Source organism: Salarchaeum sp. III (assembly GCF_036418315.1).
GTDB lineage: Archaea > Halobacteriota > Halobacteria > Halobacteriales > Halobacteriaceae > Salarchaeum.
The window spans coordinates 570,690-594,930 of sequence record NZ_JAZHPG010000027.1; the positions used below are offsets into that span (position 1 = coordinate 570,690).

29 protein-coding genes and 1 pseudogene are annotated in these 24,241 nt (G+C 71.0%); 20 read left to right on the forward strand and 10 right to left on the reverse strand.

What is annotated here, in order from left to right:
* Nucleotides 1-6 precede the first annotated feature (6 nt).
* From U3A55_RS13800 to U3A55_RS13815, 4 genes are all read right to left on the reverse strand, one after another.
* Nucleotides 7-759 carry a 4-phosphopantoate--beta-alanine ligase gene (locus tag U3A55_RS13800; protein ID WP_330992075.1) on the reverse strand — a complete coding sequence of 251 codons (753 nt, stop codon included), beginning with the start codon at nt 757-759 and terminating at the stop codon, nt 7-9.
* Nucleotides 760-796: 37 nt separating this feature from the next.
* A complete protein-coding gene (locus tag U3A55_RS13805; protein ID WP_330992076.1) occupies nt 797-1,624 on the reverse strand; it encodes a pantoate kinase in 828 nt (275 codons plus the stop codon).
* Nucleotides 1,625-1,659: 35 nt separating this feature from the next.
* Nucleotides 1,660-2,163 carry a hypothetical protein gene (locus tag U3A55_RS13810; RefSeq protein WP_330992077.1) on the reverse strand — a complete coding sequence of 168 codons (504 nt, stop codon included), beginning with the start codon at nt 2,161-2,163 and terminating at the stop codon, nt 1,660-1,662.
* A 65-nt stretch (nt 2,164-2,228) separates the two neighbouring features.
* Nucleotides 2,229-2,948, reverse strand: a complete 720-nt coding sequence (locus U3A55_RS13815) for a phosphoglycerol geranylgeranyltransferase (protein WP_330992078.1) — start codon at nt 2,946-2,948, stop codon at nt 2,229-2,231.
* A 257-nt stretch (nt 2,949-3,205) separates the two neighbouring features.
* Here U3A55_RS13815 and rnhA point away from each other — a divergent pair, with 257 nt between their 5' ends.
* Nucleotides 3,206-3,799 carry a ribonuclease HI gene (rnhA, locus tag U3A55_RS13820; RefSeq protein WP_330992079.1) on the forward strand — a complete coding sequence of 198 codons (594 nt, stop codon included), beginning with the start codon at nt 3,206-3,208 and terminating at the stop codon, nt 3,797-3,799.
* Nucleotides 3,792-4,343, forward strand: coding sequence for a DUF7108 family protein (locus U3A55_RS13825; RefSeq protein ID WP_330992080.1), 552 nt, complete (start codon nt 3,792-3,794; stop codon nt 4,341-4,343). Before rnhA ends, U3A55_RS13825 begins: the two co-directional genes overlap by 8 nt.
* Here the strand turns inward: U3A55_RS13825 and U3A55_RS13830 are convergent.
* The gene (locus U3A55_RS13830; protein ID WP_330992081.1) at nt 4,340-4,687 is read right to left on the reverse strand and encodes a PadR family transcriptional regulator; all 348 of its coding nucleotides are present in this window, start codon (nt 4,685-4,687) and stop codon (nt 4,340-4,342) included. The two genes, U3A55_RS13825 and U3A55_RS13830, sit on opposite strands and share 4 nt — an antisense overlap.
* 111 nt (nt 4,688-4,798) lie before the next feature.
* On the opposite strand from U3A55_RS13830, the gene U3A55_RS13835 reads away from it, so the two are divergent.
* Both U3A55_RS13835 and U3A55_RS13840 read left to right on the forward strand, forming a co-directional pair.
* Nucleotides 4,799-5,332, forward strand: coding sequence for an inorganic diphosphatase (locus tag U3A55_RS13835; RefSeq protein WP_330992082.1), 534 nt, complete (start codon nt 4,799-4,801; stop codon nt 5,330-5,332).
* A gap of 269 nt (nt 5,333-5,601) precedes the next feature.
* Nucleotides 5,602-6,939 (forward strand): alkaline phosphatase family protein, encoded by a 1,338-nt coding sequence (locus tag U3A55_RS13840; RefSeq protein WP_330992083.1) that lies wholly within the window; start codon nt 5,602-5,604, stop codon nt 6,937-6,939.
* Between the two features lie 483 nt (nt 6,940-7,422).
* Here U3A55_RS13840 and U3A55_RS13845 read toward each other — a convergent pair whose 3' ends face one another.
* Nucleotides 7,423-8,496 carry a tubulin/FtsZ family protein gene (locus U3A55_RS13845; protein WP_330992084.1) on the reverse strand — a complete coding sequence of 358 codons (1,074 nt, stop codon included), beginning with the start codon at nt 8,494-8,496 and terminating at the stop codon, nt 7,423-7,425.
* A gap of 75 nt (nt 8,497-8,571) precedes the next feature.
* On the opposite strand from U3A55_RS13845, the gene U3A55_RS13850 reads away from it, so the two are divergent.
* From U3A55_RS13850 to U3A55_RS13890, 10 genes and pseudogenes are all read left to right on the forward strand, one after another.
* Nucleotides 8,572-8,940, forward strand: coding sequence for a DUF7310 family coiled-coil domain-containing protein (locus U3A55_RS13850; RefSeq protein WP_330992085.1), 369 nt, complete (start codon nt 8,572-8,574; stop codon nt 8,938-8,940).
* A pseudogene (locus tag U3A55_RS15295) lies at nt 8,937-9,311 on the forward strand (DUF7311 family protein); the annotation flags it as partial. The gene U3A55_RS13850 and the pseudogene U3A55_RS15295, both read left to right, overlap by 4 nt.
* Nucleotides 9,312-9,367: 56 nt before the next feature.
* Complete coding sequence (locus tag U3A55_RS13855) at nt 9,368-11,143, forward strand: type II/IV secretion system ATPase subunit (protein WP_330992086.1); 1,776 nt, start codon at nt 9,368-9,370, stop codon at nt 11,141-11,143.
* The gene (locus U3A55_RS13860; RefSeq protein ID WP_330992087.1) at nt 11,140-12,816 is read left to right on the forward strand and encodes a type II secretion system protein; all 1,677 of its coding nucleotides are present in this window, start codon (nt 11,140-11,142) and stop codon (nt 12,814-12,816) included. Before U3A55_RS13855 ends, U3A55_RS13860 begins: the two co-directional genes overlap by 4 nt.
* A gap of 25 nt (nt 12,817-12,841) precedes the next feature.
* The gene (locus tag U3A55_RS13865) at nt 12,842-13,300 is read left to right on the forward strand and encodes a DUF7283 family protein (protein ID WP_330992088.1); all 459 of its coding nucleotides are present in this window, start codon (nt 12,842-12,844) and stop codon (nt 13,298-13,300) included.
* Nucleotides 13,281-13,658 carry a DUF7285 family protein gene (locus U3A55_RS13870; protein ID WP_330992089.1) on the forward strand — a complete coding sequence of 126 codons (378 nt, stop codon included), beginning with the start codon at nt 13,281-13,283 and terminating at the stop codon, nt 13,656-13,658. Before U3A55_RS13865 ends, U3A55_RS13870 begins: the two co-directional genes overlap by 20 nt.
* The gene (locus U3A55_RS13875; protein WP_330992090.1) at nt 13,655-14,083 is read left to right on the forward strand and encodes a DUF7262 family protein; all 429 of its coding nucleotides are present in this window, start codon (nt 13,655-13,657) and stop codon (nt 14,081-14,083) included. Before U3A55_RS13870 ends, U3A55_RS13875 begins: the two co-directional genes overlap by 4 nt.
* The gene (locus tag U3A55_RS13880; protein WP_330992091.1) at nt 14,080-16,845 is read left to right on the forward strand and encodes a DUF7286 family protein; all 2,766 of its coding nucleotides are present in this window, start codon (nt 14,080-14,082) and stop codon (nt 16,843-16,845) included. The genes U3A55_RS13875 and U3A55_RS13880 overlap by 4 nt, the downstream gene beginning before the upstream one ends.
* 38 nt (nt 16,846-16,883) lie before the next feature.
* Nucleotides 16,884-17,315 carry a DUF5791 family protein gene (locus U3A55_RS13885; RefSeq protein WP_330992092.1) on the forward strand — a complete coding sequence of 144 codons (432 nt, stop codon included), beginning with the start codon at nt 16,884-16,886 and terminating at the stop codon, nt 17,313-17,315.
* Nucleotides 17,315-18,190: an SDR family oxidoreductase gene (locus tag U3A55_RS13890; protein WP_330992093.1), complete on the forward strand. Its 876-nt coding sequence runs from the start codon at nt 17,315-17,317 to the stop codon at nt 18,188-18,190. Before U3A55_RS13885 ends, U3A55_RS13890 begins: the two co-directional genes overlap by 1 nt.
* A gap of 15 nt (nt 18,191-18,205) precedes the next feature.
* On the opposite strand, the gene U3A55_RS13895 is transcribed toward U3A55_RS13890, so the two are convergent.
* Entirely contained in the window at nt 18,206-18,373 is a 168-nt protein-coding gene (locus U3A55_RS13895; RefSeq protein WP_227260765.1) for an HVO_0758 family zinc finger protein, read from the reverse strand.
* A gap of 82 nt (nt 18,374-18,455) precedes the next feature.
* Between U3A55_RS13895 and U3A55_RS13900 the strand changes: the two genes are divergently transcribed.
* Genes U3A55_RS13900 through U3A55_RS13920 form a run of 5 tightly spaced genes read left to right on the forward strand, consistent with a single transcriptional unit; the run spans nt 18,456 to nt 22,384 of the window.
* On the forward strand, nt 18,456-19,655 hold the full coding sequence (locus U3A55_RS13900; RefSeq protein WP_330992094.1) for an MFS transporter: 1,200 nt from the start codon (nt 18,456-18,458) through the stop codon (nt 19,653-19,655).
* 27 nt (nt 19,656-19,682) lie between these two features.
* Complete coding sequence (locus U3A55_RS13905) at nt 19,683-20,777, forward strand: glycosyl transferase family 2 (RefSeq protein ID WP_330992095.1); 1,095 nt, start codon at nt 19,683-19,685, stop codon at nt 20,775-20,777.
* A 23-nt stretch (nt 20,778-20,800) separates the two neighbouring features.
* Nucleotides 20,801-21,256 (forward strand): DUF7109 family protein, encoded by a 456-nt coding sequence (locus U3A55_RS13910; protein ID WP_330992344.1) that lies wholly within the window; start codon nt 20,801-20,803, stop codon nt 21,254-21,256.
* Nucleotides 21,257-21,282: 26 nt separating this feature from the next.
* On the forward strand, nt 21,283-21,876 hold the full coding sequence (locus tag U3A55_RS13915; RefSeq protein WP_330992096.1) for an NUDIX hydrolase: 594 nt from the start codon (nt 21,283-21,285) through the stop codon (nt 21,874-21,876).
* Between the two features lie 49 nt (nt 21,877-21,925).
* Nucleotides 21,926-22,384, forward strand: a complete 459-nt coding sequence (locus U3A55_RS13920) for a hypothetical protein (protein WP_330992097.1) — start codon at nt 21,926-21,928, stop codon at nt 22,382-22,384.
* On the opposite strand, the gene U3A55_RS13925 is transcribed toward U3A55_RS13920, so the two are convergent.
* Complete coding sequence (locus U3A55_RS13925) at nt 22,374-22,505, reverse strand: hypothetical protein (RefSeq protein ID WP_255473799.1); 132 nt, start codon at nt 22,503-22,505, stop codon at nt 22,374-22,376. The genes U3A55_RS13920 and U3A55_RS13925 overlap by 11 nt on opposite strands.
* Nucleotides 22,506-22,616: 111 nt before the next feature.
* Between U3A55_RS13925 and U3A55_RS13930 the strand changes: the two genes are divergently transcribed.
* Entirely contained in the window at nt 22,617-23,714 is a 1,098-nt protein-coding gene (locus tag U3A55_RS13930; RefSeq protein ID WP_330992098.1) for an NAD(P)/FAD-dependent oxidoreductase, read from the forward strand.
* On the opposite strand, the gene U3A55_RS13935 is transcribed toward U3A55_RS13930, so the two are convergent.
* Together U3A55_RS13935 and U3A55_RS13940 are read right to left on the reverse strand one after the other, a co-directional pair.
* Nucleotides 23,711-24,082 (reverse strand): Hsp20 family protein, encoded by a 372-nt coding sequence (locus U3A55_RS13935; protein ID WP_330992099.1) that lies wholly within the window; start codon nt 24,080-24,082, stop codon nt 23,711-23,713. The two genes, U3A55_RS13930 and U3A55_RS13935, sit on opposite strands and share 4 nt — an antisense overlap.
* Nucleotides 24,079-24,237, reverse strand: coding sequence for a DUF7559 family protein (locus tag U3A55_RS13940; protein WP_330992100.1), 159 nt, complete (start codon nt 24,235-24,237; stop codon nt 24,079-24,081). The genes U3A55_RS13935 and U3A55_RS13940 overlap by 4 nt, the downstream gene beginning before the upstream one ends.
* Between the last annotated feature and the right edge of the window lie 4 nt (nt 24,238-24,241).

Here is a 24,241-nt window from a genome sequence, read left to right on the forward strand (position 1 = left end):
GTAGTTCTATCGGTCGTCGACGCCCTCCCGGATGCGGCGCTCCGCGTCCGCAAGCGCCGCCGTCCGGTCGAAATTCTCGACGATTTCGCGGAGTTCCTCGTCGCTCGCGTCGCGCAGGTCGCGGGCGTGCCGCGTGATGTTCGGCACCGCCCGCAGGATGTTGTCGATGACGGGGACGGCCGCGCTCCGCGCCGACCGGCTCATTGGGTTCAGGTCGACGACTATCTCGGTCTTCCCCATCTCCGCGAGCGCCGCCGCGCGGTCGCCGTCCTCGAGCGGCACCAACACCACGTCCGCGTCGTAGATACCGTCCGCGTCAACTTTCCCGCGCTCGTGCGACAGGCCGGGGATGCGCGCGTTCGCCGCGAGCCCCTTCACCTCGCTCGCGCCGTGCTCGCGCAAGTGCTCGGCGATGGCATGCATCCGCTCCTCGGTTCGATTGAACAGGTTCACTTCGAGGTCCGCACCCACCGCGTCCGCCAGTTCGACCATCTCCCCCGGGACGAGCGCGGCGACGTTCCCGTTCACCGAGAGGACGGGATGGTCGGCGAGCAGGAGGTGAGCGGCCGCCGCGCGCTCGGCCGCGTCCGCGCTCGCCGTCGTCTCCTCGCCCAGCAGATAGTCGAACGCCTCGCCGCGGCCCTCCGCGATGAGTCCCTGCTTGCTCGTAATTCCCTTCTCGACGCCCTCCTCGATGCGGTGACGGGTGAGGAGGGACTCGTACCGCGGGTGGTCCTCCGGCACGTCCACGTCGCTCATACTCCTCCTCACGCGCGCCCCGGGAAAAAAGAGCCGTTTACCGGAGCGTCGCGCCCGCCGGATGAATCCGGCAGGATTCGGCGTCGTACCCCGCGTCCGTGAGTCCGTGGTCGAGCGCGAACACCGTCCGGCCCAGCATCGCCATCGACGCCCGGCCGCCCGCGTCCAGCACGTTCCCGACGACCTCGTCGATGTCGTCAGTCAGCAGGCCCGCCTCCGCGGCGAACGTCCGAGATTCCGCGACGAACTCGTCGAGCGTCGGGGTTTCGAGGAGGCGGTCGAGCGCGCGCTCGCCCGCCGCCGACAGCGTTTCCGTGTCCCCAGAGAGCACCTCGGCCGTAGAGAGCCCGCCGAACGACGCGTACTCGACGCGCGCCGTCTCCGGCACGCCGTCCAATCGGCCGTGCGGGGGCGCACCCGGTTCCTCGCGAATCGGCGCGCCGCCCCGCGCCTGCGCAACCACGTCCCCCAGTCCGGTACCGGCCTCCACCTCGGCCGCGTGCGCGAGACGGACGAGGTCGTTCTCCGAGCGCCCGCAGCCGAACGTCGCGTTCGCCGCGTACGCCGACCCGAGCGCCATCGCGCCCGACACGCCAAACCCCGCACCGACCGGGAGCGTTGTCTCCGCCTCCACGCGCGCCGTCACGCCGAGCGCGTCCAGCACGCCCGCGACCGCCGCCACGTCCGCGCGCTCGCCGTTCAGGAACACCGCGGCCTCGTCGGCCGGCCGCACGGACACGGTGACGCCGTCCGTCAGCGTCAATCCCGCGCCCCGCGACCCCGCTCGCGCCGGGTCGTCGTCGCGATGGATGCTGAACAACCCCGTGACGTGCCCGGGGACGAACGCGCGCGCTCCGTCTCTCATCTCCTCTCACTCGGCCGCCGCCAAGGATAAACGTTTCAGGACGACTCCGCCAGACGCACCGAATCGTCCGCTCGCGCCAGCACGCCGTCCGCGGCTAGCTCGGCGACTGCGCTCCGCGTCTCGTCCTCCCCGCGTCCGCCGAGCGCTGCCGCGGCCGCGACGAGTAGTTCGAGCGGCACCCCCTCGCCGTCGCGGTTCGCGCCGAGCACGCGAACGAACGCCACCAGCCGGCTCCCCTCGTCGAGGTCGTCGTGCCACTCGCGTGGGAACCGACTCACGCGCCCGTTCGCCACCTCGTACAGCGCGCCCTCGGCCACCCACCGCGGACTGTTCGTCAACCGCTCCCCGACCGCGCTCCGCAACGCTTCCGCGTCGAGTGACTCCGCGAGCTCGACGACGTACGCGTCCACCAGCGCCCGCGACACGCCCGCGTCCTCGGTTTCGTGCGCGCGCTCCAGCAACGACACCAGCGTCACCGCGTCGAGATTCCCACCCAGACTCGCCGCCTCCAGCAACACGTCGTCGTTGACCCGCTCCATACATGGGACACGAACCCCGCGCGCAAAAACCAACCGCACACTCCGAGGCGGCCGAGAAAACCGACTCAGGCGTCGATGGTCTTCCCGTGTGCGTCCTTGACGCCTTCGACGGTCTCGCGAACGGCGTCACAGCCCTCGTCGTGCAGGAGGTCGCCAACGACGATGACGTCCGAGCGTTCACCCATCTCGTGCGCGGCCTCGTAGTCGCCGATACCGCCGCCGTAGAACAGGGTCGCCTCGTCGAGCGCGTCGTGCGCGGCCTCGACCACCTCGGGGTCGCCGTAGGTGCCGGAGTACTCGACGTACACGATGTCCTGACCGAGCATACGCTCCGCGACGGTGGCGTACGCCGCCACGTCCTCCGGCGTCTGCTCGCAGTTCGCCTCCGTCAACTCCGCGACGCTCGACTCCGGATTCATGACGATGTACGCCTCCGTCGTCGTCTTCTCCCAGTTCACGTCGTCGATGCGCACCCACTCCTTGTGCGCGCCCGTAATCCAGGAGACGCCGCCCGCGTTCAACACGATAGGGACGAGATACCCGTCCAGGGCCTCGTCGTCCACCACGACCGCCGGGTTCGACGGCTCCTGGTAGAGCGGCACGTCGTGCTTCCGGCAGGCGTCGATGACGCGCTCCATCTTCTCCGATGTCACGTCCAGCGTTCCACCCACTTCGATGGCGTCGGTCCCGGTCCGACACACGTCCTCGAACGTCTCCCCGTCGGCGAGCGACTTGTCCGGGTCGACCTTCAGGACGTGGTCCCAGTCCCGCCACGCGTTACTCATGGACCGTCATTTCTATCGCCCGGCAAAAACCCCTTCGGTCCGCCTAACACACCCGTCTAGGCGTGAATCCCCGCCCCTCTATCTGCTTCTGATAGCGGTTTCGGATGGTGGCATCGGTAACTCGCGCGGCGTCTGCGACCTCGTGCCGGTCCTCTTCTCGTTGCGCAGCAGGTCCGCCGCGTCAATCGCGGCCGCCGCGAACCCCGTCGGGGGAAACACGCAACGCGTTTACGCTGCAGACGCCACCTACCGGTCGAATGCCAGTCATCGACTGCGACCCCGACGACGCCCGCGAGCGCCTCCAGGCGGCGGGTGCGTCCGTCGAGGACGGGAACACCGAGCACGAGCGCTGGCGCGCGAGCCTCGGGGACGCCACCGCGGTCGCGTACGACGAAAAGGTCGTCGTGCAGGGCGCGACCCCCACGGACATTACCGCGGTCGTGGAGGACCACGCGGGCCGCGTGCACGTCTACTTCGACGGCGCGAGCCGCGGCAACCCCGGTCCCGCCGCGGTGGGCTGGGTGCTCGTCTCCGGCGACGGAATCGTCGCGGAGGGCGGCGACCGCATCGGCCGCGCGACCAACAATCAGGCCGAGTACGACGCGCTCGTCGCGGGCCTCGAAGCCGCCGACCGCTACGGGTTCGACGAAGTCGAGGTGCGGGGGGACTCCCAGCTCATCGTGAAGCAGGTGACGGGCGCGTGGAACACGAACGACCCGACGCTGAAGGAAAAACGCGTCCGGGTGCGCGAACTCCTCGACCGGTTCGACGACTGGTCGCTCACGCACGTGCCGCGCGAGGTGAACGACCGCGCGGACGACCTCGCGAACGAGGCGCTCGACAATGACTGAGGCTCCGGAGGACGCCGTGGACGAGGCCGAGCGCCTGACGCGGCTCGCGCGCCGTGTCGGCGACGACGAGGAGGCGGCGGCGTACCGCGACCGCCGCGACGACCTGCTCGCGGAACACGACTACGAGGCGCGTATCCGCGCGGACGACGACGGTGACACGCTCGTCTGCTATCCCGCGGAGTGGCTGGAGGACGGGACGGTGCGGGTCGAACGCATCAAGGACACCGACCGCGCCGCCGAGCGCTCGCTCTCCCGGGGTGGCGAGTCCGAGGAGTGGGAGTCGGTGGAGGCGCACAACCGCGCGCTCGTCGAACGGGTGCGCGACGAGTACGGGGAGGAAGAGGCGGCGAACGCGCGGGCGTTCGCGGACTTCATGGGCAACCACCACTCGCGGCGGATGGAGACCGCGACCCGCGAGGAACTCCGGGAGTTCCGCGAGCAGTACTACCCGCGGAACGTCTGGCCGACCGACGAACAAGAAGCGTCGTTGGAGCGGTCGCTGCGTGCGGTGTTCGAAATAGTGGGAGAACGGTACCCGAGTTAGTTGTCGACGAGGTCGAGGACGGTCTCGGCGCGGTCGTCGTCGGTGACGAACTTGCTGAGCGTCCACTCGATGTCGTCGAGGACGGCCGTGAAGCCGTCGTCAGTGAGCGCGTACTCGTTTGTTCGCTTGTCGAGTTCGGACTTCTCTACGAATCCCTTGTTGACGAGGTCGTCGAGGTTGGGGTAGAGACGGCCGTGGTTGACTTCTTCGCCGTAGTAGTCTTCGAGTTCGCGTTTGATGGCGAGGCCGTAGCGGGCCTCCTCTGCGAGTACGACGAGGATGTTCTTCTGGAACGCAGTCAGATCGCGGGCGTCCTGACGCACCGCGCGTTGTGCCTCTGACATACCGGAATATATGTCATCCCTCTATTTAAACGCTTCTCAACCCGGCGATAGTTTCGGTACTTGAGGCCGATGCGAAAGGTCCTTTAGGTCGCTTAACACAGTCGAGTCCACATGACGAACCTCTGGGAAGACCTCGAAACCGGCCCCGACGCGCCCGACGTCATCTACGCCGTCGTGGAGTGCTTGAAGGGCGAGCGGAACAAGTACGAGTACGATAAGGACATCCCGAGCGTGGTGCTCGACCGCGTCCTCCACTCGAACGTCCACTACCCGAGCGACTACGGATTCATCCCGCAGTCGTACTACGACGACGAGGACCCGTTCGACGTGCTCGTGCTCGTGAAGGACCAGACGTTCCCCGGTTGCGTCATCGAAGCCCGCCCCGTCGGCCTGATGGAGATGGACGACGACGGCGAGAAGGACGACAAGGTCATCGCGGTGCCCGTCGAGGACCCTCGGTACGACCACATCGAGGACATCGAGGACGTCACCGACCAGAAGAAAGAGGAGATCGAGGAGTTCTTCGAGACGTACAAGAACCTCGAAGAAGGCAAGGAAGTCGAAGTGCTCGGCTGGCAGGACAAGCAGGCGGCGAAGGACGCCATCGAGCACGCCCAGGACCTCTACGAGGAGAAATTCGCGTAACGTCGACGCACGTTCTCCGCCTCGCGTTCCACCGCGTCTATTCTTCTCGCGCATCCGAACCATCCTCCCCGATGCGTTATGCCTATGGGTAATTTTAGGTGCGTGTCTCCCGTTCTCTCTCCCATGGCAGCGAAACAGTCCGTGGGAATCCAGCACGTCACGGTCGTCCCGACCAACTACGAGAACGAGGACGGAGCGGACCGCGGGCGCGACGGCGACGAGTAGGGCGTCCTGAGAAGTTTCTTGACAGTCGCACGCGAAGGCGGCGTATGGGATTGCTCGACCGCCTCGGCGGCGGCGCGCCACGGGTCGCGTTTCTTGGTCTCGACGGAGTGTCGGCGAGCCTCGTCGCCCAGCACCCGGACGTCTTCTCGAACCTCACCGCCATCGCGGACGCCGGCACGTCCGGCACCATCGACTCAATCACGCCGCCGGACGAACTCGCGTGCTGGCCAGCGCTCACCGCCGGGAAGAACCCCGGGAGGACGGGCGTGTACGGGCTTCAGGACCGCGAGACCGGGACGTACGAGACGTACGTGCCGATGGGGGGTGACGTGCAGACCGACCGCGTCTGGGATTACGTCACCGCCGCCGACCGGAACGCCACCGTCCTGAACGTTCCCGTCACCGCGCCGCCACAGCAGGACGTGCAGCGGATGGTCTCGGGATTCCTCTCGCCGAGCGTCGAACAGGCCGCGCACCCGCCCGCGGTCGCGGACTACCTCGACGGTATCGGGTATCGCCTGCAGACGAACGCGAAACTCGGCCACCGCGACGACAAGTCCGACTTCCTCGCGAACGCCCACGAGACGCTGGACGCGCGCTACGAGGCGTTCGACCACTTCATCGACGCGAACGACTGGGACTTCTTCTGCGGGGCGTTCACCGCCACTGACCACGTGAACCACTTCCTCTACCGCGACTACCTCGCGGACGGCGAATACGGGGACGACTTCCTGGAGTTCTACGAGAAACTCGACCGGTACGTCGGCGCGCTCCACGACAGCCTCCCGGACGACGTGACGCTCGTCGTCGCGTCCGACCACGGGTTCACGGGCCTCGACCACGAGGTGTACGCGAACGCCTGGCTCGAAGAAGAGGGCTGGCTCGACTACGAGGACGACCCGGGGACGCTCGCGGACATCAGCGACGACACGCGCGCGTACTCGTTCAGTCCCGGCCGGTTCTACCTGAACCTCGAACACCGCGAACCCCGCGGGAGCGTCCCCGAGGACGACTACCACGCGGTTCGGGACGAACTCGCGGCCGCGCTCCGCGAGTTCACGGGGCCGGACGGCGCGCCCGTCGTCGACCGCGTCGTGGAGAAGGAAGCCGCGTTCGACGGTCCGCACGACGACATGGCGCCTGACCTCGTCGCCATCCCGAACGACGGGTTCGATCTCAAAGCCGGGTTCCGCGGCGACCGCGACGTGTTCGAGACCGGTCACCGGACCGGTATGCACACGTTCGACGACGCCCTCCTCGTCACGGACGAACCCGGGCTCCGCACCGACGCCGCCAGCCTCTACGACCTCACCCCCACCCTTCTCGACCTCCTCGATATCGACTTCGAGACGAGCGAGTTCGACGGGAAAACCCTGCTGTAGTCCCCCCCCTCCCAGAAATATCATGATAGTGGACGGTGTAGCGAAGACGTGAACAGTCGATGGCTCCTCCTTGGATTCGGCCTGGTCTTTGCCGTAACTACCCTCTGGGCTGTCGACCGCGCGAACTACCTCATCGCGGGTATCGCGTTCGTTCACGCTGTCTTTGGTCTCGGCGGTTTCTGGTGGAACTCGACCCACGAGTCGACGGTTGAAACGAGGTTCTCGCGGAGCTAACGAGGCTGCTATCAGCGGTACGCGGGTTGCGTCGCCGTTGACTGGTAGTTCCGCCCGTATTGCTGCGAACGACGGCGAATCCTCTCTGTTGATGGGGAATGTTATCTCAGCGCTGCTCCGCGCTGCGGTTGCGGCGCGGAAGTCGCTCCGCTGTCGTACCGAGCGCGCCGGCGGCGCGCTCGGCCTTTTTGGTGGAGATTTTTCGAGGAGTGGTTCGCCGAAGGCGGACCCGACGAAGAAAAAGGTCCGTTAGAAAAGCCCGTCGAGTTCGTCGTTCTGGAAGGCGTCGGCGGGGTCGGGTTCGGGGTCGGTGTTGGTGGCTTCGCGGGCGCGGTCGAGGAAGGCTTCGATGCGGTCGGAATGGGTGATGCCGGAGAGGACGACGAGGACGGCGATGTGGTCGCTGTCGAGGGGGTAGTCGCCGCCGCGGACCTGGGTGCTGCCGGTTTCGTCCTCGATCCAGCGGCGGGCGCGTTCGACGCCTTTGCGGGGGATGCGGTCGGGGTGGCCGGCGACGACGACGAGCGCGGCGTCGGCGTCGGTGGTTTCGGGGACGCTCATGCCGGTGAGGAGGGCTTTTCTGGCGGTGCTGGTGACGACGTTGATGTTCTCTTCGGGGTCGGGGCTGGCGTCGGCGTTGGCGTAGCCGATGGCGGCCATGCTGCCGTTGCGGAGGGTGTTGATGATTTCGCTTGAGTCGACGACGGATTCGGCGACGCCGTCGGTGACTTCGCCGGAGGCGAGCAGGAGGCCGATGCGGTGGGCGACGGTGTCGTTGATGGCGGCGTAGGCGTCGGTGACGGATTGGCCGCTCGCGTGCCAGGCGTCGTTGTCGACGAGGAGGGTGTTGTCGGCTTCCCGGACGACGGTTTTGAGGCTGCGGCCGGCGTTCGCCTGGTAGAGCGCGCCTTCGTTGCGGCCGGGGAGGACGCCGAGGCAGTAGACGGGGATGTCGTAGACGCGTTTGAGTTCGCGGACGAGCACGGGCGCGCCGCCGCTTCCGGTGCCGCCGCCGAGGCCGGCGACGACGAACACGGCTTCGGTTCTGCTGGTGATGGTACCGTCGAGGGCGTTCACGACTTCGGGCGTGTCTTCCTCCATGAGTTCCGCGCCGAGTTCGTTCTCGCCGCCGACGCCGTCGCCGCTCACGACGTCCTGACCGATGAGGAGGGTGGGGATGTCGAGCGGGGTGAGGTCCTGGCGCGCGGTGTTGACGGCGAGCGCACCTTGCACGGCGCCGTAGTCGTTCTCGCGGTCGTTTCGGACGAGGGCTTGGGTGAGTTTACCGCCGGCTTGGCCGACGCCGACGAGGGCGGCCTTCATGAACGGATGCTCTCTGTCAGACGCCTTCAAGGTTGCGCCGAGAGTTGAAACGGGAAGCCGCGGCCATCCCGGTGTATGCCGGACACGACCGCGCTCGCGGACCGCGTTCGCGCCGTCGAACGCGCGCTCACCGATGCCGACGAACTCCCCGACTTTGACACCGAGACGCCCGAGCGACTCGACGCCCTCGAAACCCGACTCGACCGCGTGGAGCGGACGCTCGCCGACCTCGACGCGGACCTGCAGGCCGTTCGTGGTCACGTCGGCGAGGTCGACCGCACGCCCGCGAAGCGCGCCCACCGCGCGGAGGAATCGCCGCGACCCCGAGACACCCGTTCGCCGCGGCCGGCGGACTTCCCGCATCCCGTTCCGGACATCGAATCGCCCGAGGACGAACCGCAGTCCTCGCGGTCGCTCCGGGAGCGCGTCCGGTCGTTCCTGTGACCGCCGTCCGCGCGCTCGTCGCGGTGGTCGTCGCGTCCGCACTGGTCACCGCGTCGCTCCCCGCCATCGAAGACGCCCGCTCGGGACGAACGCTCGCCGTCGCCAGCGCCGCCGCTGACCGCGTCTGCGACGCCGCGCACACCCTCGTCGAGTCCTCGAACCCCGCGCCACCGGCCACCGCGGCGACCCGCACACTCTCGCTCTCACTGCCCGCCGGCGCCAGCCTCTCGCTCGGCCGGTCCGTCCGGGTTCGTACCGGCGGCGTCGACCGACGCGCGTGCCGGCCCGCCGTTCCGCTCACCGCGCCCGGCGGCCGCCTGACCCCGAGCGGGCGGACGACGCTCGTCCTCGCGCTCGTCGCGTGCCCGTCCGGGCCGCGTATTCGCGCGACGAACCTTCAAGTAGGGAAACGGGACGACTCGGGGCCATGCGACGACTCCGCGCGCTCTTCGGCGACGACACCGACGACGGGTGTCGGTGCCGGCCCGCCTTCGAACGCGACACGCTCGTCCTCGACGCCACCGACTGCGACGGCGACCTCGCAACGTCTCCAGACTGCCGGGAAACCGCCGTTCGCGCGCTCGGCGACCGCGACGCCGATGCCCTCGTCGTCCGCCGCGTCGGCCGCGACCACCGATACGACGACGCCACGACCGCGCTCCTCGTCGCCGCCGGCCGGTTCGCCCCACGCGTCCGCGACCGCGACGCCCGCCTCGCCGCGCTCGCCGGCACCGACCCGCTCGCCGCCGCCCGCGAAGCCACCGGCCGCGCCGGCCCCGTGGCCGACACCGCCGCCGAAACCGGACTCGCCGTCGCCGCGGACGGAGTCCGGACGTACGACGCCGTCCGCGCGTTCGTCGGCCCCCGAATCGCCCACGCCCGCGTCAACCCCGACCCGCCTGCGGACGCCGCACTCGTCGATTCCGTCGACCTCCCCGGCGGCGCGACCGCCCGCCGATACGACACCCCAGGCGGCCGAACGTACTGCCTCGAACCGCCCGAAGCCGGGTTCGGCGACGACGCCTACAGGGCGCTCGACCGGGCGCACGAACTCCTCGCGGACGGCGTCGTGACGGGCGACCGCGCCGCCATCCGGGCCGCCGCCCGCGCCACCGAGTCGCCGGAGGGAATCGCCGCCGTCCTGGAGAAACACACGCGCGGGTACGGCGTGCTCGACGACCTGTTCGCGGACGACCGCGTCACTGACGTGTACGCGTCCGCGCCCGCCGCCGACACCCGCCTCCGCGTCGTCCTCGACGGCCGCCTCCTCCCCACGAACGTTCGCCTCACTGCGCGGGGTGTCGACGCGCTCGCCTCCCGCGTCCGCGCCGCGAGCGGCCGGCCGTTCTCGCCCGCGAACCCGACCCTCGACGCCGTTCTCTCCGACGTGGGTGTCGCCGACCGCGTTCGGGTCGCCGCGGTGTCCGAGCCGGTCGCGGACGGCGTCGGGTTCGCGTTCCGCGCGCACGGCGCCCAGCGCTTCACGCTCCCGCGGTTGGTCGAGACGGGGACGCTCACACCCCGCGCCGCGGCGCTCCTCTCCGTCGCGGTGGAGCGCGGCGCGGCCGTGCTCGTCGCGGGCGCCCGCGCCGCCGGGAAGACGACGTTTCTCGGCGCGCTCCTCTGGGAACTCCCCGCCGACACCCGCGCGGTCGTCATCGAGGACGCCCCCGAACTCCCCGTCCTCGGCCTCCAGAATGCGGGTCGGGACGTGCAGGCGCTCCGCGCGACCGCGGACGGCGACGGTGCCGAGGTGTCGACCGCGGACGCCCTCCGCACCGCGCTCCGACTCGGGGAGGGCGCGCTCGCCGTCGGGGAAGTCCGGGGCACCGAAGCCGCCGTGCTGTACGAGGCGATGCGGACCGGCGCGGGCGCGAGCGCCGTTCTCGGCACCATCCACGGCGACGGCGGGGACTCAGTCCGGGAGCGCGTCGTCTCCGACCTCGGCGTTCCCCCGAACTCGTTCGCCGCCACCGACCTCGTCGTCACGCTCGCCGACACCGCGGCCGGCAAGCAAGTGGTCGCAGTCGAGGAGTTCGACGACGACTTCCACACGCTGTTCGAGCGCACGCCCGACGGTCTCGCCTCCTCGGGCCGGGTCGACCGCGGCGAGTCGGCGGTCGTCGCGTCGCTCGCCGACCACGACGAGACGTACGCGGCCGTTCGAACCGCCATCGACGCTCGAACGGAGCGCTTCCGATGAATGTTCTCACCCGTCTCGCTCGCATCGCGCCCGTGTCCGCGGGCGGCGACCCCGATTTGGACCGCTCGCTCGCCCTCCTCGGCCGCCCGGAGGACGCCGAAACGGTCCGGTCGGCCGCGCTCGCGCTCGCCTGCGTGACCGTTCTTCCCGCGCTCGCCGCTGGCGTTCTCGTGTCCGCCGCAGTCGGTCTCTCCATCCTCGCGCTCGGCGCGCTCGCCGCCGCCGGCCTCCTCGCCGTTCCTCCACTCGCCGCGGACGCCGTCCGGTCACGCGCGCTCGGCGACGGCCCCGACCTCGTCTGTCGCGCCGTCCTCGCGGGCGCGCTCGAACCGACGCCCGAACACACCGCCGCATTCGCCGCCGACGCCCCGGGCTCGCTCGCCGACCGCCTCGCCGGCCACGTCCGATACGCACTCGGCGCACCCACGACCGCGTGGACGCGCTTCCGGCGGGCGTGGCGGGAGCACGACCCCGCGCTCGCGCGGTCCGTCGCACTCCTCGAAGCCGCCACCAACGCCCCCGACGGCGAACGCGCCCGACTGCTCGACCGCGCGCTCTCCGTCTCCCTCGACGCCGTCGCCGACCGCGTCACCGAGTACGCGAGCACGCTCTCCACGCTCGTCACGGGCGTCTACGCCGCCGGCGTCGTCCTCCCGCTCGCGCTCGTCGGTCTGCTCCCCGTTGCGCCCGTCTCCGGAGTCTCCGTTCCGCTCCTCGGTCTCGCCGCTGTCTACGACGTTTTTCTCCCGCTCGCGCTCACCGCGGGCATCGCCGTCGTGCTCGCGCGCCGGCCCGCCGCCTTCCCGGCCGCCGCGGTGCCGCCCGACCACCCCGCGCTCGCCGACCGTGCTTGTCCCTCCCTCGGCTGGGGTGTCGGCGGCGGCCTCGTCGCGCTGGCTGTCTTCCACGTGCTCGCGCCGTGGGCGCTCCCGTTCGCGCCCCTCGTCGGCGTCGGCGCGGGTCTCGTCCGGTGGACGCGACCAGTGCTCGCCGTCCGCGAGGAGGTCGCCGCCCTCGAACGCGGCCTGCCGGACGCGCTCGTCGTCGTCGGCCAGCACGTCCGCCGCGGCCGCCCACCCGAACGCGCGCTTGCCGCCGCAGCCGACGAGCTCGACGGAACCGCCGCGTCCGTCATCGCCCACGCGAGCCGCGTCCAGCGAACCCTCACCGTCGACACCCGGACGGCGTTTCTCGGGCCGCACGGCGCGCTCCGTGACCTCCCCAGCCCCCGCGCCCGCTCGACCGTCGCCGTCCTCGCCGACGCGGTCGCCGCCGGCCCGCCCGGCGGGCGCGTCCTCGTCTCGCTCGCCGACCACCTCGACCGCCTCGTCCGCGTCGAACGCGACACGGCCGCCGACCTCGCGTCCGTCACCAACGCCCTCGACACGACCGGCCGCTGGGTCGCGCCCTGCGTCGCCGGCGTCACTGTCGCGCTCGCCCGCACCCTCCGTCCGCTCGGCGACGGCGCACTTCCATACTCGCCCGACGCGCTCGCACTCGTCGTCGGCGGGTACGTCGCCGCTCTCGCGGTCCTCCTCCCCGTGTTCGCGTCGGTCGTCCAGCACGGCGCGGACCGCGCCCGCGCCGCCAACGCGGCCGGGGCAGCACTCCCCGTCGCCGTCCTCGTGTATCCCGCGGTCGCAACGCTCGCCGAACTCGTCACGAGCGTTTAAATCGGATGACGGCTCAGCTGGTGGCGTGCTCGACGCCGCAGACGCGCTCGCGACCTGGGTCGCCCTCACGCTCGTGGGTACCACCATGCTCGCCGCCGCGCTCGCCATCCCCGCCGCGCCACCGCCCGACGCGACCGCCGTCGCCGCGACCGTCGACCGGGTCGCCGCGAGCAACTACGACGCGAGCGTCCCCCTCCACCTCGACGCTGAGGCTGTTCGCGTCACCCCTCAGAGCATCGGCCTGCGCGGCCCCGGTGGACGGGCGTCCGCCGCCCTCGTCGCGCGCGTCGTTCCGGTTCCGCCGGACGGCCCGCTCGCCGCCGTGCTCGCCGGTCGTGACCCTGCGCTCGTCTTCGACGCGAGTATCGGGTTCGTCCGCGCCGTGGCCGCTGCCCGCGCCCGCGCTACCGTCTGGCGGGCCGCCGAGACGCTCCGGATTCGCCACCTCACGTGGCGGGGGATTGATGTCGTCCTCGTCGGCTAGGGCGCAGGCCGACCCGCTCGTCGCCGTCGTCTGCGTCGCCGTGCTGTGCGTCGCGCTCGCCGGCTACGCGACCGTCTACGACCACAGCCTCCCGAGTGCGGACCGCGATCTCGCCCCGCCCGTCCTCGCCACGACGACCGATGCGCTCCGCGTTGGCGGCGTTGTCCGCTCCGACCGCCTCGACGCCGCACTCACCGGTACCTCACACGCCGTGAACGCCACGCTCGTCGCCGGGAACCGGACGTGGACTGTCGGCCCGGCGCCACCCGCGGACGCGGACGCCGCGAGCCGTCCCGTTCCGGTGCGCGTCGCGCCCGGCGACGTTCGGTTCGGCCGCCTCCGGGTGGTCGTGTGGTGAGCGCGCGCGGCGTCAGCACCGCCGTCGACACCGTCCTCGCCGTCTCGCTCGTCGCGGCGGCCGTCACCGCCCTGTTCGTCCTCGCTCCCGCGCCGCAGCCGACCCCGCCGGACGCCGGCACCGCACTCGACGCGCTCGCCGTCACCACGGCGACCGTGAACACGACGACGGGGCCCGTGCGAGCCACGTTCGGCACGCATCTCGCCGCGGCCGCGCCGCGCCCGCAGTCGGCGTACGCCCGCGCCGTGGCGGCCCACGTGCGTGACCGACTTGCCACGCTTCCGGGGCGGGTGAGCGTCGTCGTCCGCGCGGACGAAGCGGTGTTCCGAATCGGCGCGCCGCCGTCACCGACCGCGGACACCACCGCTGCCGTCCTCCCTGTAGGCGACGCGACGGTCGTCCTCCTGCGGTGGTGGGCGTGTTGAACGACCGCGGTCGCGGGCCCTTCGCGCGCGTCGGCGTCGTCCTCCTCGTCACCGCAACCGCCGTCGGTGCGACGCTGGCTACCCGAGATACGCCGACGGAGACGAACGCCGCGGACCGGGCAGCGGACCGCGCGCTCACCGGTGCGCGCGTCGCCCTCGAACGCGCGACCATCGAGGCGAGCGCCGCGGCGGCGGCCCGGCCAGTCACCGCCGCAGCCGACACGCCGTACGGCCGCGTCCTCGGGAACGACTCCGTCTTCCGGGACGCGCTCGCGCTCCGCGTCTACGCCGCCGCACGCGCGGCGTTCGCTGACCACGACGGACGGCAGGCCGACGCGACCGCGCGCGTGTCGCTCGACCGAATCGACAGCCCCTCCGACGCTCGCCGCGCCGTCAGCTCAGTCACGTTCGACCGTATCAACCCGGCGCGCGTGCGCGTCACCGTCCGGAACGCGACCCTCACCGTCACCAACGACGGGGCCGTGGTCGGCGTCAGCGAGCGCGCCGTCTCGGTCGTCGTCGATACGCCCGTGCTCGCGCTCCACGACCGCGTCCAAACCTTCGCTGGCCGGCTCAATCGCGGCGCCCTCGACGGCTACGGCCTCGCCCGCGAAACGACCGCGCGTCTCGCGCCCTACACCGCGGCTCGCGGCCTCGCGCAGTACGCTGGTGCGCCCATCGCGAACGTCCTCGCGAACCGCCACGTCGAGGTCGCGGCGAACGACGGCCTGCTCGCCGTGCAGCGTGCGACCTTCGGCAGAACGCCGAACGCGTCCGATACCGCGGTGCGGCGGGCGTACGCGCTCACCGGCGTCACCGACGCTTTCACCGTCACGCGCGACAGCGCCCGGGAGCGCGCGGCCCGCATCCTCGACTCGTGGAACGTCACGGCTGCCCGGGAGGTACCGACCTCGACCGCGGAGTCCACGCTCACGCCTGCCGCGGCCGCCGACACCGCGCTCCTCAACGTCCTCGACGGCGGTCTCGCGGCCGCGCTCGATGCCGCCTACCGGATGGACGCTCGACGCCTCGTCCGCGTGACCCGCACCCACCACCGCGTCGACCCTGCGACGCCGCCCGCGAACTGGACGAGACTCGCCACCGACACGTCCACCACGACGACCGCCACCGCCGCGTCCACCCGGACGCTCAACACGCCGCAGGGGTTCCGCGTGCTCGACACTGCCGGCCGCCGCGTGGTCGTGGAGCGAACGACGCGGACCTCGTGGACGAACGGGTCCACGGTCCGCACGTTCACCGGCGTCGAGCGTTCCACGTACCGGGTCTCGATGGCGTTGGCCGCGCGACCAGCCGCGCTTGACGGGGTTCCGGACCGTCCCGTCGACACGGTCTCCTCGCGGACGACGGCCGCGGTCCGCCGCGCTCTCCTCCCCGACGGCGTCGACGCGCTGGCCGTTCAAGCCGCGACGGACGGCGTGGACAGCCTCGCGCGGACCGTCGCGGTCGATCCGCCCGGGTCGCTCCGGGAGCGAGCGGCGCGGTCGCTCTCCCGGACGCGGAACCGGGTCGCGAACACGTCGACGACGACCCGCGTGAGCGGCGCCGGCGTCCTCGCATCGTCGCCGGTTGCGGCGCTCGCGCGAACGCTCGCCGCCGACCGCGACCGGCTCGTGGATGCACAGTCGCGCTACGACTCGCTCGCGGAGCGGGCACTGACCGCTGCGCGCGCCCGCTACCTCGACGCGACGCTCGCGCTGGTCCGCGACAGGGCCGCCGACGCCGCGGGCGTTCGCGGCGCGCTCCGCGACACCGTCACCCGGTTCGGCGGCTGGATACCGACGGGCGCGACGGCGCGCGACACTCCCGAAACAATCGTTTCGTCGGTGTCTGCGTCCCCGCGGTACCTTTCGCTGGTCGACACCGAGGCACTCGCCGCACGGAACGTGAACGTCTTCACCGTTCCCTACGGCGACGCCGCCGACACCATCGTGCACGCGGTCGTTGACGGTGGCGACCGCGCGGTTCGGCTCGCGACCGCCGCTACCCTCCTCGATACGGCTTCCGGTCGGCCGCCCGCCCTTGCCGCCGCCGTGCGTGCGGAGACCGAGCGCGTCCACGCGCGCTTTGCGTCCGTGCTCGCTGACCGAACGACGCTCGACACGGACGCGGCCGACCGGACCGTGGCGGCTGCGGCGGCACGCTGGCGGACGGACGCAGCGCGGGCGCGAGCGGCGACGAACGGGTCGCTCGCCGCAGCCGTCGCTGCCGCCGGCGCTCGCGGACCGGCACGGGTCGCGCTCGCCGCGGCGCTCAGAGCGGAGGCCCGCGCGCTCGCACGGAGCGACGACGGCGGAGTGGCGGAGGACGTGGTGAGCGCGGCCAGGACGGCAGTCCGTAGCGAACTCACTGACGCGCTCGGACGCGCGGCCACGGACCGTGCTCGGCGAGCGCTCGGCGGCCGCCTCGCCGCACTCCCTGCGGGCCTCCCGGTCGTCCCCGTTCCCGGGTTCTGGTACGCGACCGTGAACGCGTGGGTCGTCTCCGCCCGCGGCGGCTACGAACGGCTGGCCGTCACCGGCGGCGCACTCCCGCCCGGGTTCGACGCCGAAACGTACGAGTACGTTCGCGAGGACGCTCTCGTCGCGTTCGACGTGGACGCCGACGGCCGATCGGAGACGCTCGGCAGAAACAGCCGGGTCGAGTTCGCGTTCGACACGGTCGTCGTCGCGGCCGTTCCGCCCGGGCCGCGCGGCGTCGGCGACACCGACGGGAACGCGGACGAGCGCTCGTCCGGCTGGTAACATAAAACCACATACGCGCCCGCCGCCTAGCCGTCGGTATGCTAACCGACACCATCTCGGAGCCCGAGTCCGTCTCCGCGGACGAGGTGTTCGCGGAGTACGAGGCCGCCCTGCTCGCTGTCATCGAGACGCGCGGCGTCGACGCGGTCGCCGCCGACACCACGCTGTCCGCCGACCGCGTCGCCGACATCGAATCGGGCGACGGAGACCCGGTTACGGTCGCGGAAGCGGCGGAACTCCTCGCGCTCACGGACGACTGGCCGGACGCGGAGACCGTTCGCCTAGAACTCCAGGACCACGTGATGCTCCAGATGAGTTCGGCGGTCGTGGACGTGGACTCGCTCGCGGACGGCATCGACGCCGCGCTCGACCCGAAGGAAGTCCAGCAGAAGGTCGAGGGTCGCCAGCCGATGACGCTCCGCGAGTACGCCGAGATCCATCACTACCTCGCGGTCGAGAACCCCTGGTGATGCGGGTCGCGATTCTGGGGTGTGGGTACGTCGGCCTCGAACTCGGCCGCCAGCTCGCGGCCGCCGGACACGAACCGGTCGGCGTTCGGCGTTCGGACGACGGCCTGGCCGCCATCGCGGACGCGGGGTTCGACGGCGTGCGCGCCGACGTGACCGACCCCGAGAGCCTCGCCGTCGTTCCGGACGCGGACGCCGTCGTGTTCATCGCGTCCTCCGGCGGCCGCGGCGCGGACGCCGCGCGCGAGGTGTACGTCGACGGCCTCCGCACCGCCATCGACCACTTCGGCGGGCGCGAGAACCCTCCAGAGAGGTTCGTGTACACGTCGAGCACGGGCGTGTACGGCGACCACGACGGCGGGTGGGTGGACGAGGACACGCCGCTCGACCCGACCACCGAAAAGACGGAAGTACTCGTCGAGGCCGAGCGCCTCGCTCGCGAGCGCACCGCCGACCACGGAATCGACGGGTCGGTCGTCCGGTTCGCCGGACTGTACGGCCCCGACCGCTACCGCCTCGAACGATACCTTGAGGGCCCGGTCACGGCGGGCTACCTGAACATGATTCACCGGGACGACGCCGCCGGAGTCGTGCGGTTCGCGCTCGCCGAGGACGTTCCCGAGGTCCTGTTGGCGGTGGACGACGAACCCGTCTCGAAACACGCCTTCGCGGACTGGCTCGCCGACGAGGCCAGCGTCCCCCGCCCGCCGAAACGCACCAAAGAAGAGCGGCTTCAGGAGGGCGACCTCTCGGAGGCGGCGGAGCGCCGCATCCTGACGAGCAAGCGCTGCTCGAACGCACGCCTGCATCGGCTCGGCTACGAGTTCGCCTACCCTACGTTCCGCGAGGGCTACCGCGCCGCCCTCGACGCCTACTGACGGGCCGTTTACTCGCTATATCTGCTGCCAGCGCTTCCCACACTCGGGGCAGACGCGGACGCTCCCGACCTCGTCCGGGTCGTTCTCCGTCTTGAGGTTCTCGCCGCACTCCGCGCACACGAGCCGGTCGTAGGTGTCCTTCTCCAGTTCCCCCGCCCGGAGGCCCTTCCGTACTGATTTCATAGCTCGGCGTTCGCGCGCCCGCCGTAAAAACCCACGCGCGGACTCCGGAAGCCTTGAACCGCCTTCAGTCCTCACTCGACCCGTGTCCGAGTCGAGTAGTGCGCGCCGCGTCCACGTGTTCGGGTCGCTCTGCGCGCTCGTGTTCTTCGTGAACTTCGGCCGGGTGGCGTTCGCGCCGCTCTACGGCCCGTTCATCGCGGAGTTCGGCGTGAACCGGGCGACCGTCGGCGTCACCGCCTCCCTCGTCTGGCTCGGGAGCGCGCTCCCCCGCATCCCGACCGGCTACCTCCTCACGCGGGTCGCGCGCCACCGCGTCGTCCTCGCGACCGGCGCCTTCCTCACCGGCGCGTCCGCGTTCACCGCGCTCGCGGCGACCATCGAGATGGTGTTCGTCGGCGGGTTCCTCATCGGCGTCTCGTCCGGCGCGTACTTCATCGCCGCCAACCCCCTCATCTCGGAGTTGTTCCCGGAGCGCGTCGGCCGCGTCATCGGCGTGCACGGCACCGCGATGCAGCTCGCCGCCGTCGGCGCGCCCGTCACCGTCGGCGCGCTGCTCGGTGTGACGGACTGGCGGACCGTGTTCTGGCTGCTCGCCGCCGTCGCCGCCGTGACCACGGTCGCCGTCTTCCTCACGACGCGCCGCGCGGACCTCCCGGAAGCCGGGTCCGCGGACCGCAACCTCGTCCGCGCGGTCCGACGACAGTGGCGACTCGTGCTCACCGGTATCGCCATCCTCGGCGTCACCACGCTCGTCTGGAACGGCTTCTGGAACTTCTACACGCTCTACGCCGTCGAAGCCAAGGGCCTCACGTCGGGAACCGCGAACCTCCTCCTCACCGGCATGTTCGCCGCGGGCGTCCCCGCGTTCTGGTTCGCCGGCCGGCTCGCCGACCGCGTCGCCTACGTCCCGCTCCTCATCGGCGTGCTCGCCGGCTTCGCCGCCTGCCTGTTCGCGCTCACGTACGCGACCGGACTGCTCGCCGTCACCGTCGCGACGCTCGCGACCGGCGCGGTCGTCCACTGCCTCTTCCCCACCATCGACACCTTCCTCCTCGACTCGCTGCCGGACGCCGACCGCTCCTCCGCCTACTCGGCCTACAGCGCGGGCATGATGACGATGCAGGCGGCCGGCGGCACCGTCGTCGGCGTGCTCAGCACCGGACTCCCGTACGACCTCGTGTTCCGCGCGCTCGCCGTCGCACTCGGCGCGCTCGTCGTCGTGCTAGTGCTCGCGTACCGCGCAGACCTGCTCCCGGAGGGCGCGGCCGAGACGCCAACCTAAATGCCGGCGCAGCCGGAAACACGCGGTATGGACTACACGCAGGAGCGCGTGGCGACGCTCCACGACTACGGGGACGCCCACCCCGCCGCGCCGACGGAGCGCGCGACCGTCGTCGTCCCGATGACGGAACGCGAGTACGGCGGCCTCGCACCCGAGAGCGTGCTCTCCACGCTCGAAACGCTCGACATCGACCGCGTCGTCGTTCCGCTCCGCGCCTCGGCGGAGAAGGCGGGCGCGTTCGCGGACTGGCTCGACTCCTTCGACGTTCCGCTGGACGTTCTCTGGTGTAACGGCCCGCGCGTCGCCGAACTGCTCGACGAGTACGGTCTGAACGGGGAGGCCGGAAAGGGCCGCGACATCTGGCTCGCGCTCGGCACGGCCGCCAACGCGCCCTACGTCGCCGTCCACGACGCGGACACGAAGACGTACTCGCCGCGGGACGTGCCGAAACTCCTCCACCCACTCGATTCCGGGTTCGACTTCGTGAAGGGCTACTACGCCCGCGTCGAGAACCAGCGGCTCTACGGCCGGCTCTTTCGCCTCTGCTACGAACCGCTCGTGGACGCGCTCGAACGCGAGTCCGACGAACCGATTCTGGACTACCTCGGCGCGTTCCGATACGCGCTCGCCGGCGAGTGCGCGATGACCGGGGAGGTCGCGCGCACCATCCGCATCCCTCGAACCTGGGGCTTGGAGGTCGGGACGCTCGGTGAAGCCTACGCCGCCGCCGGGTTCGACGGCACCGCGCAGGTCGATTTGGGTCGGTACGAGCACGACCACCGCGCGGTCTCCGGGCCGTCCGGGCTCTCGGACATGAGCGCGGGCGTCGTCGCCGCGCTCCTCCGCGCCTGCGAGGACCACGGTGTCAGCGTGGACTACGACACGCTCCCCGAACGCTACCGCGAGACGGCGCGCCGATACATCCGGGGGTACGCCGCGGACGCCGCGTTCAACGGCCTCGACTACGACCCGGCGGACGAACGCGCGCAGGTCGAGGAGTACGCGGACGCCGTCCGCCCGCCCGAGGGCGACGACCGCCTGCCCGCGTGGACGGACACGGACCTCTCCGCCGACGAGGTCCGCGCGGCCGCGGCGGCCGACCTGGACGCGGTAGACTCATGACCGAGGAGGCTGGTTTCACGGGCATGGACCGCACGCTCGACGAACTCGCGGGCGTCGTCGACCTGTTCGGCGCGCTCGCTCGCGACGAACTCGCGGACGCCCTCCACGAACTCGCGTTCAAACGCGGGGAGGACGTGAACGCCGACGCCGTGGACGCCGCCATCGAGCGCGCGCTCGACCAGTACGCGCTCCTCGTCGTCCCCCGCGAGGACACAGACCTCATCGTGCCCGGTCCCGCCGCCTTCCCGGCCGTGCCCGACGGCGGCATGGACCTCCCCCACATCCTCGACGTCGAGCGCCGCGACGTGCCCCGCGACGAACTCGGGGACGCGCTCGAACGCCGATTCGCGGACGAACTCGCCGCCAACCCCGACGACGAGCGCCGCGACTTCCTCCGGGACGTGACGTACGACGCGGAGACGTGGGCGGACGTTGACGCCGACGCCCTCCGCGACCGCCTCGACCGACGGGAGGGTTAATGGCGGACGAGAAAGTACACAGGCGCATGGACCTGGGTCGGGTCGCCGCGCACGAACCCGTCACTATCGAGGACGAGGACCGGGACGCCGCGGTGCTCGCCCCCGTCGTCGAGCGACCCGACGGCCCCGCGCTGGTGTTCACGAAGCGCGCCGACCACCTCGGCGAACACCCCGGTCAGATGAGTTTTCCCGGCGGCGGCCGCGAACCGAGCGACTCCGACCTCCGCGCGACCGCGCTCCGCGAGTCGAACGAGGAAATCGGGCTCCGCTCGGAGGAGGTCGAGTTCGTCGGCCAACTCGACGACATCCGCACCACGTCCTCGTACGCGGTGACGCCGTTCGTCGCACGGGTTCCCGACCGCGAGTACACGCCCGACGAGCGCGAGGTCGCGGAAGTCGTCTTCCTCCCGATATCGGGACTCGTCGACCCCGAGAACTACGAGGTCGAACACCGCACGCACCCCCGGTACGGCGAAGCCGTCGTCCACTTCTTCCACGTCGACGGCTACACCGTCTGGGGCGCGACCGGACGCATCCTCGTGCAGTTCCTCGAACTCGCGCTCGACTGGGAGCCACCCCGGGAACCGGAGCGCGTGGTCGACGCGGAGAACGACTACTAACCCCATTCCGCCAATTTTTCACGACATAAAACAATCGTGTCGAGTGTTGATGGCTAGCTATGGGATGTCTCGTCGCGGTTTCCTCGCGCTCGGTGCCGCGGCCCTCACCGCCGGCTGCGCCGGACTCGATACCCCCGGGCAGACGACGTACCGCGTCGAATCGGTCGGCGGGTGGAACCGAGATTCGGTCGCGCACACGCTTCAGGTTCGACTCGAACGCGACGGCGACACAGTCTTCGACAGAACACAGCGGATGGAACCGGCGACGGGCGCGGGAGCGGAAACGCCGGGCGGACGCATCTGGACGGACGGCTGGTCGGACGACCCCGCCGCGTACACGGTGCGCTCGCGCCTCGACGACGGGGAGTGGCTCACCCTCGAACCCCGCGAGGTTCGCGAACGCGCCGCGTGCGTCGACCTCCGGTGGTACGTCCGGCCGACGGGAACCTTCAGCGGGGTGTTCGCGCTCCCGTGCGACCGGGGGACGACTGCAGAGACTACTCGGTGACGACGTAGGTTTTCGCTGGTGTGCGCTCGACGTACACGTCCTCTGCGCCGGCGACGAACGCTTCCATCTGGTTCAGGGGGAGGTCCGACACGTCGACTCGTTCGGATTGCTTCGCGGCCATACACGTCTGTTCTCGCGTTCGGTTATCAAGTCGACCCGTGCGCGGTGAAAGTGAAAGTAACCGAGGGCGGAAGGCACGGACGCTAAGTACTGCGAGCGCGGTCTCTCGGGTATGACTGAGTCGGTCGCGGTCGTCGGCGGTGGGGCGGTCGGCGTCACCGCCGCGTACGACCTCGCGCGACGCGGCGCGGACGTGACGCTCTACGAACGCGACGAGATAGCCGCGGAGAGCACGGGCCGCGCCGCCGGACTGCTGTACGACGCGTACGCGGAGGACGTGGACGCCCGCATCGCGGAGCGCGCAATCGAGCGCTTCGCGGCGTTCTCCGGCGAGGGCGACTTCGTCTTCGAGCGCGCGCCCTACGTCTGGTTCGCCACCGAACCCGGACAGGCCGCGGACGCGGTCGCCCGGGACGCGGACGCGATGCGCGCGCAAGGCCTCGACGTGGAACACCTGACGCCCGACGGCCTCGCCGCCGAGTATCCCGCGCTCCGCACCGACGACGTGGAGGCTGCGGCGGTCGCGCGGAACGCGGGCTACACCACGCCTGCGGCGTATGCTGAACTACTCGCCGAGAAGGCCCGCGACGCGGGCGCGGAGATTCGCGAGGGGACGCCGGCCGAGGTGGCGCTCGACCCGGCGCGCGTGAACGGAACCCCCTACGATTCGGTGCTCGTCGCGGCGGGCGCGCACACGAAACAGGTGCTTGCGAATGCGGGGATTCGGGTGCCGCTGAAGGCCTACCGGGTGCAGGCGCTCGTCGCGTCCGGCCCCGACGTGCCGCTGTTCTGGGACGCGAACCGCGACTACTACGCCCGACCCCACGCCCGCGGCGTGCTCGCCGGGGACGGCACGCAGCGCCGCGAGTTCGACCCCGACACGTACGACCGAACGGCCGACGACGACTTCGTTCAGGACACGCGCGAGAAACTCCAGCATCGACTTCCGGACGCCGACGTGTCCGTCGAGCGCGCGTGGGCCGGCCTCTGCGTCGCCACCCCCGACAAGGACCCGCTGCTCGGCGAACTCCGCGACGGATTGTTCGTCGCCGCGGGCTGGCAGGGCCACGGCTTCATGCGCGCACCCGCCACCGGCGAAGCAATCGCCGAACAGATACGCGGAGAACACGCTGGACTCGCGCCGTTCGACCCGACGCGGTTCGACGGCGACGAGGAGTTTCGGGTGCGCTCGGGAAGCGACCCGGACTAGGTCTTCGGGAGGAAGACGCGCAGCGCTCCGTCGGCGAGTTCGGCGCGCGCCGCGTCCGCGTCCACGTCGGCGCCGTCCGGCAACTCGGCGCGGCCGTCGAGCGCGAGCGCACGCCCGGGATACCGCATCTCGAAGCCCGGATGCGGGTCGCGGAAGCGCTCGATGCGCACCTCGACCGCGCCGTCGGTGTACCCGACCTGCACGTCCTCGACGGCCACGCCCGGCGCGTCGAACACGACGAGGTACTCGTCCTCGCTCTCCAGCACGTCCACCGGGAGCGGCGTCTCCTCGCTCACTCTGCTCGCGGCGCGGCCGAGCCGGGAGAGCACGGCGTCCCCGACCGACCGCCCCACCGACTCGAACCTCACGGCGATAACTCCTCCAGCGGGTCGGTGTTGCCGCAGTACGGACACTGGAAGTCGGAGACGCCGACGTCGTCCGGCATGTCGTACGTGTAGTGCAGCTCGAACATATCCATCTCGCAGTCGTCGCTCGTACACTTCACTTCGAGCGTCGCGGGCATACAC

What these genes read in the sequence shown, in the direction of transcription:
- U3A55_RS13800 (WP_330992075.1), bottom strand. Translation starts at nt 759, where the DNA reads ATGAGCGACGTGGACGTGCCGGAGGACCACCCGCGGTACGAGTCCCTC.
- U3A55_RS13805 (WP_330992076.1), bottom strand. Translation starts at nt 1,624, where the DNA reads ATGAGAGACGGAGCGCGCGCGTTCGTCCCCGGGCACGTCACGGGGTTG.
- U3A55_RS13810 (WP_330992077.1), bottom strand. Translation starts at nt 2,163, where the DNA reads ATGGAGCGGGTCAACGACGACGTGTTGCTGGAGGCGGCGAGTCTGGGT.
- U3A55_RS13815 (WP_330992078.1), bottom strand. Translation starts at nt 2,948, where the DNA reads ATGAGTAACGCGTGGCGGGACTGGGACCACGTCCTGAAGGTCGACCCG.
- rnhA (WP_330992079.1), top strand. Translation starts at nt 3,206, where the DNA reads ATGCCAGTCATCGACTGCGACCCCGACGACGCCCGCGAGCGCCTCCAG.
- U3A55_RS13825 (WP_330992080.1), top strand. Translation starts at nt 3,792, where the DNA reads ATGACTGAGGCTCCGGAGGACGCCGTGGACGAGGCCGAGCGCCTGACG.
- U3A55_RS13830 (WP_330992081.1), bottom strand. Translation starts at nt 4,687, where the DNA reads ATGTCAGAGGCACAACGCGCGGTGCGTCAGGACGCCCGCGATCTGACT.
- U3A55_RS13835 (WP_330992082.1), top strand. Translation starts at nt 4,799, where the DNA reads ATGACGAACCTCTGGGAAGACCTCGAAACCGGCCCCGACGCGCCCGAC.
- U3A55_RS13840 (WP_330992083.1), top strand. Translation starts at nt 5,602, where the DNA reads ATGGGATTGCTCGACCGCCTCGGCGGCGGCGCGCCACGGGTCGCGTTT.
- U3A55_RS13845 (WP_330992084.1), bottom strand. Translation starts at nt 8,496, where the DNA reads ATGAAGGCCGCCCTCGTCGGCGTCGGCCAAGCCGGCGGTAAACTCACC.
- U3A55_RS13850 (WP_330992085.1), top strand. Translation starts at nt 8,572, where the DNA reads ATGCCGGACACGACCGCGCTCGCGGACCGCGTTCGCGCCGTCGAACGC.
- U3A55_RS13855 (WP_330992086.1), top strand. Translation starts at nt 9,368, where the DNA reads ATGCGACGACTCCGCGCGCTCTTCGGCGACGACACCGACGACGGGTGT.
- U3A55_RS13860 (WP_330992087.1), top strand. Translation starts at nt 11,140, where the DNA reads ATGAATGTTCTCACCCGTCTCGCTCGCATCGCGCCCGTGTCCGCGGGC.
- U3A55_RS13870 (WP_330992089.1), top strand. Translation starts at nt 13,281, where the DNA reads ATGTCGTCCTCGTCGGCTAGGGCGCAGGCCGACCCGCTCGTCGCCGTC.
- U3A55_RS13885 (WP_330992092.1), top strand. Translation starts at nt 16,884, where the DNA reads ATGCTAACCGACACCATCTCGGAGCCCGAGTCCGTCTCCGCGGACGAG.
- U3A55_RS13890 (WP_330992093.1), top strand. Translation starts at nt 17,315, where the DNA reads ATGCGGGTCGCGATTCTGGGGTGTGGGTACGTCGGCCTCGAACTCGGC.
- U3A55_RS13895 (WP_227260765.1), bottom strand. Translation starts at nt 18,373, where the DNA reads ATGAAATCAGTACGGAAGGGCCTCCGGGCGGGGGAACTGGAGAAGGAC.
- U3A55_RS13905 (WP_330992095.1), top strand. Translation starts at nt 19,683, where the DNA reads ATGGACTACACGCAGGAGCGCGTGGCGACGCTCCACGACTACGGGGAC.
- U3A55_RS13910 (WP_330992344.1), top strand. Translation starts at nt 20,801, where the DNA reads ATGGACCGCACGCTCGACGAACTCGCGGGCGTCGTCGACCTGTTCGGC.
- U3A55_RS13915 (WP_330992096.1), top strand. Translation starts at nt 21,283, where the DNA reads ATGGACCTGGGTCGGGTCGCCGCGCACGAACCCGTCACTATCGAGGAC.
- U3A55_RS13920 (WP_330992097.1), top strand. Translation starts at nt 21,926, where the DNA reads ATGGCTAGCTATGGGATGTCTCGTCGCGGTTTCCTCGCGCTCGGTGCC.
- U3A55_RS13925 (WP_255473799.1), bottom strand. Translation starts at nt 22,505, where the DNA reads ATGGCCGCGAAGCAATCCGAACGAGTCGACGTGTCGGACCTCCCCCTG.
- U3A55_RS13930 (WP_330992098.1), top strand. Translation starts at nt 22,617, where the DNA reads ATGACTGAGTCGGTCGCGGTCGTCGGCGGTGGGGCGGTCGGCGTCACC.
- U3A55_RS13940 (WP_330992100.1), bottom strand. Translation starts at nt 24,237, where the DNA reads ATGCCCGCGACGCTCGAAGTGAAGTGTACGAGCGACGACTGCGAGATG.